The sequence below is a fragment of the Streptomyces sp. MGP-BFMKR1 genome (assembly GCF_057766585.1).
In genome coordinates this window covers 7,864,780-7,882,622 of sequence record NZ_CM173408.1, presented here as the reverse complement: position 1 = coordinate 7,882,622, position 17,843 = coordinate 7,864,780, and the positions used below count along the sequence as shown (strand labels likewise).

Genomic DNA, 17,843 nt, shown 5'->3' with positions numbered 1-17,843 from the left:
ATGACGAGCGACGAGAAGGTTCTCGACACCCTCAAACGGCTGACCTCGGACCTGCGCCGGACCCGGCGGCGACTGCGGGAGGTCGAGGAGGCCAGCGGTGAGCCGATCGCGATCGTGGGCATGGCCTGCCGCTTTCCCGGCGGCGTGACGTCGCCCGAGGAACTGTGGCGGGTGGTCACAGAGGGGCAGGACGTCATCTCCCCGTTCCCGACCGATCGCGGCTGGGACCCGGACCTGTACGACCCGGACCCGGCCCGGCGCGGCAGCGTCTCCGTACGCGAGGGCGGATTCCTCCAGGACGCCGCCTCCTTCGACTCGGGGTTCTTCGGGATGAGTGCCCGTGAGGCGCTGGCCACCGATCCGCAGCAGCGGCTGCTCCTGGAGACGTGCTGGGAGGCGGTCGAGCGGGCCGGCATCGACCCGACGGCCCTGCGCGGCTCCCGTACCGGGGTGTTCGCCGGTGTCATCTACCAGGACTACGCGGCCCGGCTCCGGCATCCGCCGGGCGAGTTCGAGGGCTATCTCGGCAACGGCAGTACGGGCAGCGTGGCCTCCGGTCGGGTGGCGTACGCGCTCGGTCTGCGGGGACCGGCGATCAGTCTCGACACGGCCTGTTCGTCGTCGCTGGTCGCCGTGCACCAGGCGGCGCGGGCGCTGCGTGCGGGTGACTGCGCGCTGGCCCTGGCGGGTGGGGTGACGGTGATGGCCTCGCCGATGGCGCTGGTCGAGTTCAGCCGGCAGCGGGGGCTGGCGGGTGACGCGCGCTGCAAGGCGTTCGCGGCCGGGGCCGACGGCACCGCCCTGGGCGAGGGGGTGGGCATGCTCCTGCTTGAGCGGCTGTCGGACGCGCGGCGTGCCGGGCGTCGCGTCCTGGCGGTGGTCCGGGGCAGCGCCGTCAACCAGGACGGCGCGAGCAGCGGGCTCACCGCGCCGAGCGGGCCGGCGCAGCAACGGGTGATCCGGCAGGCGCTGGCGGGAGCCGGCCTGGCCGCGTCGGATGTGGACGCCGTCGAGGCGCACGGCACGGGCACCACGCTCGGCGACCCGATCGAGGCCCAGGCCCTGCTCGCCACGTACGGCCAGGACCGGCCGGCCGACCGGCCGCTGTGGCTGGGCTCGGTGAAGTCCAACATCGGCCACGCGCAGGCCGCCGCCGGGGTCGCCGGGCTGATCAAGATGGTGCTCGCGCTGCGGCACGGTGTCCTGCCCCGCACGCTGCACGTCGACACGCCGAACCCCCATGTGGACTGGTCCGCCGGTGCCGTGCGGCTGCTGACCGAGCAGCGGCCGTGGCCGGACACGGGGCGCCCGCGCCGCGCGGGGGTCTCCTCGTTCGGGGTCAGTGGCACCAACGCGCACGTCGTCCTGGAGCACGCCCCGGAGCCGTCCCGGGCGGACACCGGTGCCGATGTGCGGGCCCCGCTCGCGCCGCTGCCGGGCGGCGTGCCGTGGGTGGTCTCCGGGCGTGGCGCCGGGGCGCTGCGGGCCCAGGCCGATCGGCTGGCCGCGTACGTGGCGGAGCGCCCCGAGCTGTCCGCCGTCGAGGTGGGCGCGGCGTTGGCCCGTGCCCGCTCGGTCTTCGACCACCGGGCCGTGGTGTGGGGCGCTGACCGCGACGCGCTGCTGGCGGGGGTGCGGGCGCTGGCAGCGGACCGGGACGCGCCGGGCGTGACGCGCGGCTGTGTACGTACTGCCGCGCGCGCCGTGTTCGTGCTGGCCCCGCCGGAGCGGCTGGACTGGGCGGGCCGGCTGGCTGACGTCTCGCCCGCGTTCGCCCGTCGCCTCGCCGAGTGTGACGAGGCGCTGAGTGGCTTCGCCGACTGGTCGGTACGGGACGTGCTGCGCGGCGCCCACACCACGCCCGACGCGGACCCTGGCCGGTCCGCGCCCACGGCGGATGGCGTGGCCGCCGACCGGGCGGCGCGGTGGGCGGTCGTGGTCGCGCTGGCCGGGCTGTGGGAGGAGTACGGCGTACGGCCCGCCGCGGTGATCGGGGTGGGCGCCGCCGCGGTCGCCGGGGCGTGTGTGGCGGGTGCGCTGTCGTTGAAGGAGGGGGCCCGCGCGGTGACCTCCACGGTCGTGGCGCCGGTCGATCCGGCCGGGGCGCGTGTGCCGTTCCACGCGGCGCCTGACGGCCCGGCCGCCGCCGTCCGGGAGGTGCTCGGGCGCGGCCACACGCTGTTCGTGGAGGTGGGCGAGGGCGCCACGGTCGCCCCGGCCATCGCGTCGGTCACCGCCGTGACCGGCCACGAGGTCCACGTGATCGCCTCGCCGGCCGGTGGCGTCAGCGGCGCCGACGGGCTGCCCGCCGCGCTGGCCGCACTGCACGCCCACCACCTGTCGGTGGACTGGTCGGCGGCGTTCCCGAGTGGGGCGCCCACGGTGGAGCTGCCCACCTACGCCTTCCGCCGCCGCCGCTACTGGCTGGACGACGGTCCGAGGGTGGCCGACGTGGCGGCGGCCGGGCTGACCCCGGCCGACCATCCGCTGCTCGACGCCACGGTGGAGTTGCCCGACGGAGGTGGGTGGTTGTACACCGGGCGGCTGTCCGCGCGCTCCCACCCGTGGCTCGCCGACCACCGCGTCCTCGGCCGGGTGTTGCTGCCTGGTACGGCCGTGGTCGAGCTGGCGTGCTGGGCGGGTGCGCGGGCCGGGTGTGGGCACCTCGCGGAGCTGACGCTGATCGCTCCGCTGGAGCTGCCCGGCCCGGACGCCGGCCCCGACGAGGGCAGCGCCCTGCGCCTGTGGGTGAGCGCCCCGGACGCCACGGGGCGACGCGGGGTCGAGCTGTCCGCCCGCCCGGCGACCGAGCCTCACGGCCGGTGGACCAAGCACGCCATGGGCACGTTGACCCCCGTCCCCGGCCCCGGCCCCGATGGCGTCGGCGCGGCGGCCGACCCGGCCCACTGGCCACCGCACGGGGCCGAGCCGGTGGCACTTGACGACTTCGCGGAGCGCTCGGCGCGGCTGGGCATCGGTGCCGGCCCGGCCTTCGACGGTTTGCGGGCCGTGTGGCGGCGGGGTGACGAGGTGTTCGCCGAGGCGTCGTCGCCGGCCGCCCTGCAGGCCCAGGCCGGGCGGTTCGGGGTGCACCCGGCGCTGTGGGACGCCGCGCTGCGGGCCGTGGTCGCCGCGTCGCCGGACGGTGCCCCGGAGCTGCTCGTCCCGTACGCGTGGCACGGCGTGACGGTCACCGCCGCCGGGGCGGAGACCCTGCGCGTGTCGATCACGCCCGAGGGCCCGCACGCCGTGCGGGTGACGGCCACCGACGCCGCCGGCGTCCCGGTTCTGTCCGTCACCCGGCTGGAGTCCCGGCCGTTGCGGGTGCCGGTGCCCGCCGCGGCGGGCTCGCTGTCGCGCACGGAGTGGGTCCCGGCGCCCCGCACCGATCGCGGGCCCGGCCCGCTGGCGGTGCTCGGCGGTACGGACGCGCTACCGCTGGCCGTCGACGCGTCCTATCCGGACCTCGCTGCGCTGGTCGCGGCGGTGGCCGCGGGCGCGCCACCGCCCGGGGCCGTCCTGTGGCCGGTGCCCGTGCCGGGAGGTACGTCCGCGACGCCACCGGAAGCGGTGCGCGCCGCGACCGGTGAGCTGCTGGGCCTGGTGCGGGCCTGGTTGGCCGAGCCCCGGCTCGCTGACGCGCGGCTGGTCGCTGTCGTCACGGAGCCCGCCGGGGTCGGGGAGCCGGGCCGCCGGCTGGTGGGCGCGGCCGTGCGGGGGCTGCTGCGCAGCGCCCGCTCGGAGCACCCGCGCCGGTTCGGCCTGCTGAACCTGGCCGGTACGACCGCCACCGCGCTGGCACCCGCGCTCGCGCTGCTGGACACCGAGCCGGAGGTGACCCTGCGCGACGGCCGACCGCTGGTGGCCCGGCTGACACCGGTGGCTCCGGCGGCGGGCACCGGGGCGGGCCAGCCGTCCGACTCCGGGCACGGCACGGTCCTGGTCACGGGTGGCACCGGCACGCTTGGCGGGTTGGTCGCCCGACGGCTGGCGGAGCAGGGTGTGCGGCGGCTGCTGCTGGTCAGCCGGAGCGGCGAGCGAGCACCGGGAGCGCCCGAACTGGCCGCTGAACTCGGCGGGTTGGGTACGGAGGTCGCGTTCGCCGCGTGTGACGTGGCCGACCGGCGGGCGCTGGCCGCCGTGGTGCGCTCGGTACCCGCCGGGCAGCCACTGACGGGCGTGGTCCACACGGCCGGAGTCGTCGACGACGGCCTGGTGGCGACGCTGACGCCGGAGCGGATCGCGGCGGTACTCCGGCCCAAGGTGGACGCCGCCTGGCACCTGCACGAGCTGACAGCCGATCTGGGCCTACGGGAGTTCATCGTCTTCTCCTCCGCGTCCGGCGCCTTCGGCCCCGCGGGCCAGGCGGGTTACGCCGCGGCCAACGCCTGCCTGGACGCCCTGGCCCGACATCGACACACCCAGGGCCTGCCCGCCCTGTCGCTCGCCTGGGGCCCGTGGGCCGAACGCAGCGCGCTGACCGGCGCGTTGACCGACCGCGAGCTGGAGCGCATGGGCCGGGACGGGGTGCGGCCCCTGACGACACCGGACGCGCTCGACCTCTTCGACGCGGCTCGCGGGATGACCGGAGAGCCGGTGCTGATCCCGCTGCGGCTTGACCCCGACCGGCTACGGGACCGCGCTCAGCGCGGCCACCTCGCTCCGCTCCTGGCCGAACTGGTCACCTCCATCGCCCCTCCCCCGACCACCGACCCGGCCGCCCCCGAGACGTCCGCCCCCGAGTCAGCCGCCGCGCCTCCCCCGACACCAGCGCCCGCACCGGCTACGGCAGCCGCGCCAGCGACCCCGACCGGCGGCGGCGCCCTCCCCGCCGCGGAACGGCTACGGGCCATGCCGGAGCCGGAGCGGCTGCGGGCACTCACCGAACTGGTGCTGACCCAGGCCGCGGTGGCGCTCGGCGAGGCACCGGAGGACGGCATCGACCCGGACCTCGGCTTCGTGGACCTGGGCTTCGACTCCCTCGCCAGCCTCGACCTCCAGGCCGCGCTGCACGAGGAGATCGGGGTCGAGCTGCCCAGCACGCTGATCTTCGACTACCCCAACGCCACCGCGCTGGCCGGCCACCTCTGCGCCGAGCTGAGCGGGCGGCAGAGCACCGAGGTGGCCCCGGCACTGGCCGAGTTGGACCGCCTGGAGGCGTTCCTCACTCCCTTCGCCGCCGACGACCAGGCGCGGGGTTCGATCACTCACCGGCTGCGCGACCTGCTGTCCCGCTGGGCGGACGAGCCACAGGACGCCCCGGACCAGCCCGATCTCGCAGTCGCGAGCGACGACGAACTCTTCGCCGCCCTCGACCAGTTGCGCGGCACGGAACGCGGCACTCCCCCGACCCCGAACTCGAACCGGCTTTAGGAGCAGGCGCAAAGTGTCACAGGAAGACAAGTTTCGCGAGCATCTGCGCTGGGCCACGGCCGAACTCACCGAGTCACGGCGCCGGGTGGCCGAGTTGGAGGAAGCCGACCGCGAACCGCTCGCCATCATCGGGATGAGCTGCCGGTTCCCCGGCGGCGTCGACACCCCGGAAGAACTGTGGCGACTGGTGTCCACGGGGCAGGACGCCATCGGCGTACCGCCCGTGGAGCGCGGCTGGCACCTGGAGGACTTCTACGATCCGGACGGGACGCGCCCCGGCACCTCGTACGTGTGCGAGGGCGGCTTCCTGGAGGGCGCGACCGGCTTCGACCCGGCGTTCTTCGACATCAGCCCGCGCGAGGCGCTGGCGATGGACCCACAGCAACGGCTGCTCCTGGAGACGGCGTGGGAGGCGTTCGAGCGGGCGGGCATCGTCCCGGCGACGCTGCGCGGCTCCCGGGTGGGCGTCTTCGCCGGGCTGATGTACCACGACTACGCCGCGCGCCTGGGTGACGAGGTGGACGAGCCCGTCGCCGGGTTCCTCGGCAGCGGCAACGCGGGCAGCGTGGCCTCGGGCCGGATCGCCTACGTGCTCGGCCTGGAAGGGCCGGCGGTGACGCTGGACACGGCGTGCTCGTCATCGCTGGTCGCACTGCACCTGGCGGCCCAGGCCGTACGGCGCGGGGACTGCGCCATGGCGCTGGCGGGCGGGGTCACCGTGATGGCAACGCCGACCACCTTCGTGGAGTTCAGCCGCCAGGGCGGTCTGGCCAGGGACGGCCGCTGCAAGTCGTTCGCGGCTTCGGCCGACGGCACGGCCTGGGGCGAGGGCGCGGGCATGTTGTTGATCGAACGACTCTCCGAGGCCCGCAGCGCGGGGCACCCGGTGCTCGCCGTGCTGCGCGGGTCGTCGGTCAATCAGGACGGCGCGAGCAGCGGCCTCTCCGCGCCCAACGGCCCCGCCCAACAGCGCGTCATCCAGCAGGCGTTGGACGCGGCCGGCCTTTCAGCCGACCTGGTCGACGCGGTGGAGGCGCACGGTACGGGCACCACGCTCGGTGACCCGATCGAGGCCCAGGCCCTGCTCGCCACCTACGGCCAAGGACGACCGGTCGACCGACCCCTGTGGCTGGGCTCGCTCAAGTCCAACATCGGCCACACCCAGGCCGCCGCCGGCGTCGGCGGCGTCATCAAGATGGTCCAAGCCATGCACCACGGCGTACTACCACCCACCCTCCACGTCGACGAGCCCACACCCCACGTCGACTGGGAGTCCGGCGCCGTACGCCTGCTCACCGAGCAGCGCCAGTGGCCCGAGACAGGCCGCCCACGTCGAACCGCCGTCTCCTCCTTCGGCATCAGCGGCACCAACGCCCACGTCATCCTCGAACAAGCACCCGCGTTCGCCGCGACACCGGAGCCGGGGCCGGAACCACGCGAGGGGGTTCCCGCAGCGGCTCAGGCCGTGGCCTGGCCGCTGTCCGCCCGATCCGCCAAGGCACTGCGCGCCGCCGCGAGCCGGCTCCGAGCCGCCGTGGACGCCCACCCGGAGTGGACGACGGCCGACGTCGCGCGGACCCTGACGACGGAACGCTCGACGTTCGAGCACCGGGCCGTCGTCATCGGCACCCACCGCGCGGAACTCCTCACCGGCCTCGACGCACTGGCCGACGGCCAGGAGCACCCGAGCGTGGTGACGGGGCAGGGAAACCACAGCCGACCCGTCTTCGTCTTCCCCGGCCAGGGCTCACAGTGGACCGGCATGGCCACCGACCTCCTGAACACCTCCGAAGTCTTCCGACAGTCCATAGCCGACTGCGAGAGCGCCCTGGCGCCGTACGTCGACTGGTCGTTGACGGACGTACTCACCAACGGCCAGCCCATCGAACGCGTCGACGTCGTCCAACCCGCACTATTTGCCGTCATGGTCTCGCTGGCCCGAGTGTGGGAATCGTTGGGCGTCCAACCCACCGCCGTCATCGGCCACTCTCAGGGTGAGATCCCCGCAGCCGTCATCGCCGGCGCCCTCACCCTCCAAGACGGCGCACGCATCACCGCCCTCCGCAGCCAAGCCATCCACACCACCCTCACCGGCCACGGCACCATGGCCTCCCTCACCCTCACACCCCAAGCAACCCAACAACTCCCCGGAGCCTGGGACCGAGAGCTTCACATCGCCGCCCACAACGGACCCCACACCACCGTCATCGCCGGAGACGGCGCAGCAGTCGAAGACCTCCTCAAGCACTGCGAACAACACGACATCCACGCCCGACGCATCAACGTCGACTACGCCTCCCACAGCCCCCACGTCGAAACCATCCGCGAGCACCTCCTCACACAACTCGCCGACATAAAGCCCACCACGAGCGACATCCCCTTCTACTCCACCACCACAGGCGAAGCCCTCGACACCACCCACCTCACCGCCGACTACTGGTACACCAACCTCCGCCAACCCGTACTCCTCACCCACGCCACCACCACCGCCCTAAACAACGGACACACCACCTACATCGAAATCAGCCCCCACCCCATCCTCACCACCGCACTCCACGACATCACCGACCAAGCCGACCAACCCACCAACGTCACCATCACCGGAACCCTCCGCCGCGACCACGGCACCTGGACCCAACTCCTCACCCACGCCGCCCACCTCCACACCCACAACACACCCATCAACTGGACCACCCACGCCCCAGACCAGACCCACGACCACCTGACCCTTCCCACCTATCCCTTCCAACGCCAGCACTACTGGCTCACCGCCCCGGAGGCGGTCGGGGACGTGCGGTCGGCCGGGTTGGACGCGGCTGGGCATCCGTTGTTGGGGGGTGTGTTGTCGCTGGCGGGCGGGAGCGGTGACGCGGTGCTCGTCGGCAGGGTGTCGGTGCGGTCGCAGCCCTGGCTGGCCGACCATGCGGTGTGGGGCACGGTGTTGGTGCCGGGTGCGGCGCTGGTGGAGTTGGCCGTCCGGGCGGGTGACCAGGTCGGGTGCGATGTGCTGGAGGAGTTGACGCTCGCGGCGCCGTTGGTCGTCCCGGACGGGGAGGCCGTCCGGTTGCAGCTCACCGTCGGGGCTCCGGAGGAGGGTTCCGGGCGGCGGCCGGTGGCGATCCACTCCCGGCCCGACGAGGCCGGGGCCGACTCCGCCTGGAGCTGTCACGCGACCGGTTTCGTCGGTACCGGTGCCAGGCAGCCGGACTGGGATCTCGCGGTGTGGCCGCCAGTGGGCGCGGAGCCGGTGGACCTCGACGGGTTCTACCCGCGACTGGTGGCGAACGGGCTCGGGTACGGGCCGGCGTTCCAGGGCTTGCGCGCCCTGTGGCGGCACGGTGACGCGTGGTTCGCCGAGGTCAGGCTGCCCGATGACCAGTCGGCGGACGGGTTCGGCCTGCACCCGGCGCTGCTGGACGCCGCGCTGCACGGGGCCGTCGACCCCGCCGCTCCGATGCGGCTGCCCTTCTCGTGGACGGGTGTGCGGCTGTACGCGTCCGGGGCCACCGCGCTGCGGGTCAGGCTGACGGACGACGGGCAGGGCGGCCTCGCGCTCGCGCTGGCCGACGCCGACGGGGCTCCGGTGGCCGAGGTCGCCTCGCTGGTGGGTCGGGCGGTGACCGAGGAGCAGGTGCGGGCGGCGGGCACCGGTGACCGGGACGCCGCGCTGTGGGTGGACTGGCTGGAGGTGCCCCCGCCGGGTGACGCGTCGGAGTCCGGCGCGCCCTGGGCCCTGGTCGGCCCGGACGACCTCGCGTTGGGCGGGTCCGCCGTGGGGTCGCCGCTCGCCACGTACGCGGACCTGGCCGCGCTGGCGGATTCCGGTGCGGTGCCGGACACCGTTGTGGTGACCTGCGCTGGCGTGGGGCCCGCCGAGGAGGAGCTGCCCGAGGCCGTGCGGGAGGCGGTCGATCGGGTGCTCGGGCTTGCCCAGGCGTGGCTGGCCGACGCGCGGTTCACGGGCAGGTTGGTGGTGGTGACGCGGGGCGCGGTGGTGGCCGGGGACGGCGAGGCCGTACGGGATCTGGTGCACGCACCGGTGTGGGGGTTGCTGCGGTCGGCGCAGACGGAGAACCCGGACCGGTTCGTCCTGGCCGACCTCGACGGGCACGAAGCGTCCCGGGACGCGTTCGCCGGTGCGCTCGCCTCGGGTGAGCCGCAGTTCGCGTTGCGGGCCGGGCGGCTGTTGGTGCCCCGGCTGGTGCGGGACGAGCCCGGGCAGGCGTTGGAGCCGCCGGCGGACGGGGGGCCCTGGCGGCTGGACACGCGGGGCAAGGGCACGCTGGAGAACCTGGCGCTGGTGCCGTACCCGGAGGCCGCCGCACCGCTGGCGCCCGGGCAGGTGCGGATGGCGGTGCGTGCGGCGGGGGTGAACTTCCGGGACGTGCTGCTTGGCCTGGGCATGGTCGATCAGGACGTGATGGGCGGGGAGGCGGCGGGCGTCGTCCTGGAGGTGGGGTCCGACGTCACGGACCTGGCGCCCGGTGACCGGGTGATGGGCATGGTGCCCGGCTCCTTCGGGCCGGTCGCGGTCGTCGACCGGCGGCTGCTCGTACCGTTGCCCGCGAGCTGGACGTACACCGAGGGCGCCTCGGTGCCCATCGCGTTCCTCACCGCCTACTACGGCCTGGTGGAGTTGGCCGGGCTGCGGGAGGGCGAGTCCGTCCTGATCCACGCGGCGACCGGCGGCGTGGGGCTGGCCGCCCTGCAACTCGCGCGCCATCTCGGCGCCGAGGTGTTCACGACGGCGAGCCCGGCCAAGTGGCCGACGCTGCGGGCGTTGGGTGTGCCGGCCGAGCGGATCGCGTCCTCGCGGTCGCTGGACTTCGAGGAGCACACGCGCACCGCGTCCAACGGGGTGGACGTGGTGCTGAACTCGCTGGCCAACGCGTACGTGGACGCCTCGCTGCGGCTGCTGAACGAGGGCGGCCGGTTCGTCGAGATGGGTAAGACCGACATCCGCGACGCCGCGCGGGTGGCGGCGGACCATCCCGGTAGGTCGTATCTGTGGTTCGACCTGATCGACGCCGGTTACGAGCGGATCGGCCGGATGATGGCGGCGCTGATGCCGCTGTTCGCGGCGGGCACCCTCCGTCCGCTCCCCACCGCCACCTGGGACGTGCGGCGCGGGGTGGAGGCGTTCCGCTTCATGAGTCAGGCCCGGCACATCGGCAAGGTGGTGCTGACCATGCCTCCCGCGCCCGCCGCGACGCGGGACGGGACGGTGGTGATCACGGGTGGTACCGGAGTCCTCGGCAGCCTCGTCGCCCGCCACCTCGTCACCCACCACGGCATACGCCACCTCCTCCTCCTCTCACGCCGCGGACCCCACGCACCCAACGCCACCCAACTCCACCACCAACTCACCCAACTCGGCGCCACCCCCACCATCACCACCTGCGACACCAGCAACCCACAACAACTCGCCACCGCCCTCGCCACCATCCCACCCCAACACCCCCTCACCGGCATCATCCACACCGCCGGCACCCTCCACGACGCCCTCCTCACCAACCTCACCCCCCACCACACCCACACCACCCTCCAACCCAAAACCCACACCGCCTGGCACCTCCACCAACTCACCCAACACACCCCCCTCGACTTCTTCATCCTCTTCTCCTCGTCGGCCGCTGTGCTGGGCGGTCCCGGGCAGGGCAACTACGCGGCGGCCAATGCCTTCCTGGACGCGCTCGCGCAGCATCGGCGTGATCGGGGGCTGCCGGGTGTCTCGGTGGCCTGGGGGCTGTGGGAGCGGGAGAGCGGGATGACGGGGCATCTGGACGCGGCCGACCTGTCCCGGCTGCGCCGGGCCGGGACGACCCCGCTCTCCGACGCCGTGGGCCTCGCCCACTTCGACGCGGCGCTCGACGCCGACCGGGCCGCGGTGGTGGCGATGGGGTTCGACCCCGGCGCGGCGCGCGTGGCGCTCGGGGCGCAGCGGGTGCCGCCGCTGCTGCGGCGGTTGGTGGCGGCTCCGGCGCGACGGGTGGCCGCCGCCGGCGCTGGCCCGGCGGCCGGTGGCGCGCGGGCGCTGGTGGAGCGGCTGGCCTCGGTGCCCGACGCCGAGCGCGGCCGGTTGCTGCTCGGGTTGGTGCGGGAGCAGACGGCGCTCGTGCTGAGTTACGCGTCGAGCGGAGAGGTCGGCCCCGACCAGGCGTTCAAGCAGTTGGGCGTGGACTCGTTGACCGCGGTCGAGCTGCGCAACCGGCTGAGCGCGGCCACCGGTCTGCGGCTCCCCGCCACGTTGGTCTTCGACCATCCCACGCCGGCCGCGCTGGCCGGGCAGTTGCGTACGGAGCTGGCCGAGGCGCTGGGTGAGCCGGCCACGGTGGGCGAGGGAGCCGAGGCCGGCGAGGTGGACGACGCGGAGATCCGTCGGCTGCTGGCCACGGTCGCCCCGGCCCGGCTCCGCGCGGCCGGGTTGCTCGGCGCCCTGTTGGAGCTGGCCGAGCCCGCGCCACGGGTCGACGGGGCGGCGGCCGACGCGGACCCGGGTGACCTGGAGTCGATCGACGCGATGGACGCGGACGACCTGATCGGCCTGGCCTTCGGCAGTACCGACCTCTGATCGCGTTCGGACGGTGGAGAAGACGATGACCGCAGCACAGACACCCGCGTCACACGACCGCGTCCTGGCGGCCCTGCGGCACTCGGTGAAGGAGAACAAGCGCCTTGAGCAGCGCAATCACCAGCTCACCGAGGAACGACACGAGCCGATCGCGATCGTGGACATGGCCTGCCGGTTCCCCGGCGGTGTCACGTCGCCCGAGGACTTCTGGCGGTTGCTGAGCGAGGGCCGGGACGCCGTCACCGAGTTCCCCGCCGAACGTGGCTGGGACACCGAGGCGCTCTACGACCCGGACCCGGACCGGCCGGGCCACAGCTATGTGCGGCACGGAGCCTTCCTGCGGGACGCGGAACGCTTCGACGCCGCGTTCTTCGGGATCAGCCCGCGTGAGGCGCTGGCGATGGACCCGCAGCAGCGGCTGCTCCTGGAGACGGCGTGGGAGGTCTTCGAGCGGGCCGACATCGACCCCACGTCGGTGCGGGGAAGCCGGATCGGCGTGTTCGTCGGGGTGTCTCCGCTGGGGTACGGGGCGGGCTCGCAGGCGGCGTCGGAGGGCACCGAGGGTTACCTGTTGACCGGGACGACGGTCAGCGTCGCCTCCGGGCGGCTGGCCTACGCCTTCGGCCTTGAGGGGCCCGCGTTGACCGTGGACACCGCGTGCTCCTCGTCGTTGGTGGCCCTGCACCTGGCGGCGCGGGCGCTGCGGGCGGGTGAGTGCACCGCGGCGTTGGTGGGCGGGGCCGCCGTGATGGCAGCGCCGCACATGTTCGTGGAGTTCAGCCGTCAGCGTGGGCTCGCACCGGACGGCCGTTGCAAGGCGTTCGCCAGCGCCGCCGACGGCACGTCCTGGGGCGAGGGCGTGGGCCTGCTGCTTGTCATGCGGCTGTCGGAGGCTCGCCGCGCGGGGCACCGGGTGCTGGCCGTGCTGCGGGGCAGCGCCGTCAACCAGGACGGCGCCTCCAACGGGCTCACCGCGCCGAGCGGGCCGGCACAACAGCGGGTGATCCGGCAGGCGCTGGCCGACGCGCGGCTGGCCCCGGACGAGGTGGACGCGGTGGAGGCACACGGCACCGGCACCCGCCTCGGCGACCCGATCGAGGCCCAGGCCCTGCTCGCCACCTACGGGAAGGACCGCCCCGCCGACCGGCCACTGTGGCTGGGCTCGGTGAAGTCCAACATCGGCCACACCCAGTTGGCCGCGGGCGTCGCCGGGGTCATCAAGACCGTGCTCGCGATGCGGCACGGCGTCCTGCCACCCACGCTGCACGTGGACACCCCGGCCGAGCGGGTCGACTGGTCCCGGGGCGCGGTGGAGCTCCTCACCGAGGCGCGCCCGTGGCCGGCGGCCGACCGGCCCCGCCGTGCCGCGGTGTCCTCCTTCGGGATCAGCGGCACCAACGCCCACGTCATCCTCGAAGCGGCCGACCCCACCGACGCCGGCACGGGCAGCGCCCCCGCCTCCGCCCCCGCCTCCGGGCCGACCGTCGCCGCCACGGCGGCGGCCCCGGACGGCGACACGGGCGCGGGCGCGGCCCCGGGCTTGGCCAGTGGTGTGACGGGCGCGGCCGTGGGCGGTGGTGTGACGGGCGAGCGGGCCGTGGTTGCCGCCACCCCCTGGTCGTTGTCCGCCGCCAGCCCGGAGGCGCTGCGCGCGCAGGCCCTGCGGGTACGGGAGGCCGTCGCCGCGCACCCCGACTGGGAGCCGTCCGCCGTGGCCTGGGCGCTGGCCACCACCCGGGCCGACCTCGCCCAGCGGGCCGTGGTCGTCGGCGCCGGGCGTACCGAACTGCTCGCCGGGCTCGACGCGCTCGCCGGGGGCGCCACCGCGGCGCACACCGTCGTGGGCGAGGCGGCGCGGGGCGGCGGGCTCGCGTTCCTCTTCACCGGGCAGGGCTCGCAACGGCCCGGCGCCGGACGGGAGTTGTACGGCCTCTTCCCCGTCTTCGCCGAGGCGCTGGACCGCAACTGCGCGCTGCTGACCGAGCGGACCGGCCTGCCGCTGCGCGAGGCGCTGCTCGCCGAGGAGGGCTCGGCCGGCTACCCGGAGCACGTGCGGCTGCTGCGGCGGACGGCCTGGGCCCAGTGCGCGTTGTTCGCCCTTGAGGTGGCCCTGTTCCGGCTGGTGGAATCCTGGGGAGTGCGCCCGGACTTCCTGCTCGGCCACTCCGTCGGTGAGTTGGCCGCCGCGCACGTGGCCGGGGTGTTCTCGCTGGAGGACGCGGTGACCGCGGTGGCCGCCCGGGGCCGCCTGATGCAGGAGTTGCCGGCGGGCGGGGCGATGGTGGCCGTGGAGGCGACCGAGGAGGAGGTCGCGGCCCTGCTGGCCGGGGGCGACGGGACGGCGGAGATCGCCGCGGTCAACGGTCCGACCTCGGTGGTCGTGTCGGGTGACGAGGACGGGGTGCGGCGGGTCGCCACCGCGCTACGCGACCGGGGCCGGCGCACCAGGGAGCTGAGCGTCAGCCACGCCTTCCACTCGCCGCGCATGGACGGCATGGCGAGCGCGTTCCGTACGGTCATGTCACGGTTGGCGACCCACGAGCCGACGCTGCCGCTGATCTCCAACGTCACCGGGCTGCCGGTCACCGGCGAGCAGGTCCGCTCGGCCGAGTACTGGGTGCGCCACGCCCGGGCGACCGTGCGTTTCCACGCCGGCGTCCGGCACCTGGCGGCGCAGGGTGTCCGCACGTTCCTGGAGCTGGGCCCCGACAGCGTGCTGTGCGCGACGGCCCGCGACGGCGCCCTGGACGCGTTGGGCGCGAGCGGCGACGAGGTGGCGGCCGTGCCGCTGCTCCGCGCCGGCCAGCCCGAGCCGACGACCGTGCTCACCGCACTGGCCACGCTGCACGTACGAGGGTGTGGGGTGGACTGGCGAGCCTGCCTGGGTGATGTCGCCGGCCGCCCGGACCCGACGGCGCGGGTGGATCTGCCCACCTATCCCTTCCAGGACGAGCGCTACTGGCTGCCGCCGCGGCCGGCCGCCGCCGAACCCGCCGACCTGGGCCTGGAGGCCGCCGGGCATCCGCTGCTCGCCGCCGCGCTCACCCCGGCCGACGGTGACGGGCTGCTGTTGACCGGCAGGCTGTCGGTCCGCTCCCACCCGTGGCTCGCCGACCACGTCGTCCTGGACACGGTGGTCGTACCGGGCACGGCCTTCCTCGAACTGGCCCTGCACGCGGGGCGGTTGACGCGGTGCCCGGGCGTCGACGAGCTCGACCAGGAGAGCCCGCTGATCCTGCCCGCCGACGGCGCGGTCCGGGTGCAGCTCAGGGTGGGACCGCCCGAGGAGGACGGCCGCCGGCCCCTGGCCGTGTACTCCCGCCCCGACGGCGACGACACCGAACCCTGGACCCGGCACGCGAGCGGAGTGCTGACCACCGCGGCCGAGGCCGGTCCCGCCGCCGCCGACTCCCCCGGGCTCGACGGGGCCTGGCCGCCGCCGGGCGCCGTGCCCGTCGACATCGCCGACTTCTACCGCACGGTGGCCCTGGACGGCTTCACCTACGGGCCGTCCTTCCAGGGCCTGCGGGCCGTGTGGCACGTGGGCGACGACGTCTACGGCGAGGTGGAGTTGCCGGAGCCGTACCGGGCGGAGGCCCTCCAGTACGGCGTGCATCCCGCCCTGCTCGACGCCGCGCTCCACGCGGGCCTGGTGGGCAGCAGCGGGGAACAGGTGCTGCTGCCCTTCGCCTGGAACGGCGTACGACGCTCGCGTACCGGCGCGGCCCGGCTGCGCGTCCGCCTCTCCCCGGCCGGGCAGGACGCCATGTCGCTGCTGGTGACCGACGAGTTCGGCGCGCCCGTCGTGACGGTGGCCGCGCTGCGGGCGCGGCCGGTCTCCCTGGCCCAGTTGCGGGCCGCCGCCGGAACGCCGACCGGGGACGCGCTGTTCCGCGTCGAGTGGGCCGCCGCCGGCCCGGACACGGCGGGCGCCGCCGGGGCGGACGAGGCGGAGTGGGCGCTGGTCGGGCCGTACGATCCGCTGGCGGACTCGACACCCGAAGGGGCCGGCGGCCCGCTCGACCGCTACCCGGACCTGGCGGCTCTCGCGCAGGCCCTGGAGGGGGGCCGGCCGCTGCCGACGACCGTCTTCCTGACCTGCCCACACGCCGCGCCCGGCGCGGCCGTGCCCGAGGCTGCCAGGGAAGCGGTGGAGTGGGCCAGCTCCGCGCTCACCGCGTGGGCCGGTGACCCGCGCTTCGCCACCTCCCGGCTGGTCATGCTGACGCACGGCGCGGTCTCCGCCGGGCGGGACGAGGACGTGCCGAACCTCGCCCAGGCGCCGCTGTGGGGGCTGGGGCGGGCGGCCCAGGCCGAACACCCGGGCCGTTTCGTCCTGCTCGACCTGGGCGCCGGAGCCGACGTCCGCGCGGCGCTGCGGCGGGCCGCCGATTCCGACGAGCCACAGCTCGCCGCGCGGCCCGCCGGCCTCCGCACGCCCCGGCTGGTCCGGGCCAGGCCCGCCACCGTGGACCCCGCGCCAGCGGCCGCGCGCCTGGGCGACCGCGCCGGAACGGTCCTCATCACCGGCGGCACCGGCGCGCTGGGCTCGCTGCTCGCCCGGCACCTGGTCGCGGAGCACGGCGTACGACACCTGTTGCTGCTCACCCGGCGGGGCCCGCAGGCACCCGAGGCCGAGCGGCTGACGGCCGAACTCGCCACGGCCGGAGCGCGGGTGACGGTCGCGAGCTGTGACGTGTCGCGACGGCAGGCCCTGGCCGACGTGTTGGCCGGGATTCCGGCGGAGCATCCGCTGACCTCGGTCGTGCACGCGGCGGGGGTGGTGGATGACGGGGCGCTGGAGGCGCTGACGGCGGAGCGCTTCGACGCCGTGCTGCGGCCGAAGGCCGACGCGGCCTGGCACCTGCACGAGCTGACCCGGGGCATGGCGCTCGACGCGTTCGTCCTGTTCTCCTCGGCGGCGGCCACCCTCGGCGGCGCCGGGCAGGGAAACTACACCGCCGCGAACAGCTTCCTCGACGCCTTGGCCCAGCACCGCGCCGCCCACGGCCTGCCTGCCCACTCCGTGGCCTGGGGGCCGTGGGAGCAGCAGGCGGGGATGGCGGGAGAGTTGGACGAGGCGGCCCAGCGCCGGATGCGGCGCGCCGGGGTCCTCCCGCTGGCCCCGCACGACGGGCTCGCGCTCTTCGACGCCGCGCTGGCCGGCGACGATCACACCCTCCTGGCGGTCCGGCTGAACCTGGCCGCCCTGCGCGGCACGGCCGGCGCCGTGCCACCGCTGCTGCACACCCTGACCGGCACACCCACGACACCGGGGGCGGCGCCTGCCGCGGCCCAGTGGCGCGGGCGGTTGGCCGGGCTGGCGGTCGACGAGCGCGAGGGCGCCCTGCTCGACCTGGTGCGCGACGCGGTGGCCACCGTGCTCGGCCACTCGGACCCGACGGCCGTACACGGCGAACGGGCCTTCAACGACCTCGGGTTCGACTCCCTGACCGCCGTGGAGCTACGGAACCGGCTCGCCACCTCCACCGGGCTACGGCTTCCGGCCACCTTGATCTTCGACCACCCGACCTCCCGGGCCCTGGCCCGCTACCTGGACGGTGCGCTCCCCCAGGACGGGGCCCCCACCGGCGTGCCGATACTCGCCGAACTCGACCGGTTCGAAGCCACCCTGGCCACCCTCGCCCCCGACCACCCCGACCAGCCTCGGATCGCCACCCGGCTCCGCGCCGTTCTGGCCCGCTGGGACGACCGGCCGGTCGCCGCGGTTCCCGACCCGGACAGCGGGCTGGCGGACGACGCCGCGGACGACGAGGTCTTCGACTTCATCACCAACGAACTCGGGATCTCCTGACCGGCCCCGGGGCCACCACTCAACCGAGCCCCACGCCTTCTCCGTCCCTCCCGACCTGCCGAAAGGGTGGCACCACCGTGGCGA

Annotated in this window: 3 protein-coding genes; all 3 read left to right on the top strand. The window is 75.0% G+C overall.

Annotated elements, in window-relative coordinates; all coding sequences use genetic code 11:
- The 3 genes from AC3CHW_RS31545 to AC3CHW_RS31535 are packed head-to-tail and all read left to right on the top strand — an operon-like array spanning position 1 to position 17,759.
- The gene (locus AC3CHW_RS31545; RefSeq protein ID WP_488471231.1) at positions 1 to 5,373 is read left to right on the top strand and encodes a type I polyketide synthase; all 5,373 of its coding nucleotides are present in this window, start codon (positions 1 to 3) and stop codon (positions 5,371 to 5,373) included.
- Positions 5,273 to 11,944, top strand: a complete 6,672-nt coding sequence (locus AC3CHW_RS31540; protein WP_488471230.1) for an acyltransferase domain-containing protein — start codon at positions 5,273 to 5,275, stop codon at positions 11,942 to 11,944. Before AC3CHW_RS31545 ends, AC3CHW_RS31540 begins: the two co-directional genes overlap by 101 nt.
- Positions 11,945 to 11,969: 25 nt before the next feature.
- Entirely contained in the window at positions 11,970 to 17,759 is a 5,790-nt protein-coding gene (locus AC3CHW_RS31535) for a type I polyketide synthase (protein ID WP_488468737.1), read from the top strand.
- Positions 17,760 to 17,843 lie beyond the last annotated feature (84 nt).

Coding starts and splice junctions, on each gene's coding strand:
- AC3CHW_RS31545 (WP_488471231.1), top strand. CDS start 1: ATGACGAGCGACGAGAAGGTTCTCGACACCCTCAAACGGCTGACCTCG.
- AC3CHW_RS31535 (WP_488468737.1), top strand. CDS start 11,970: ATGACCGCAGCACAGACACCCGCGTCACACGACCGCGTCCTGGCGGCC.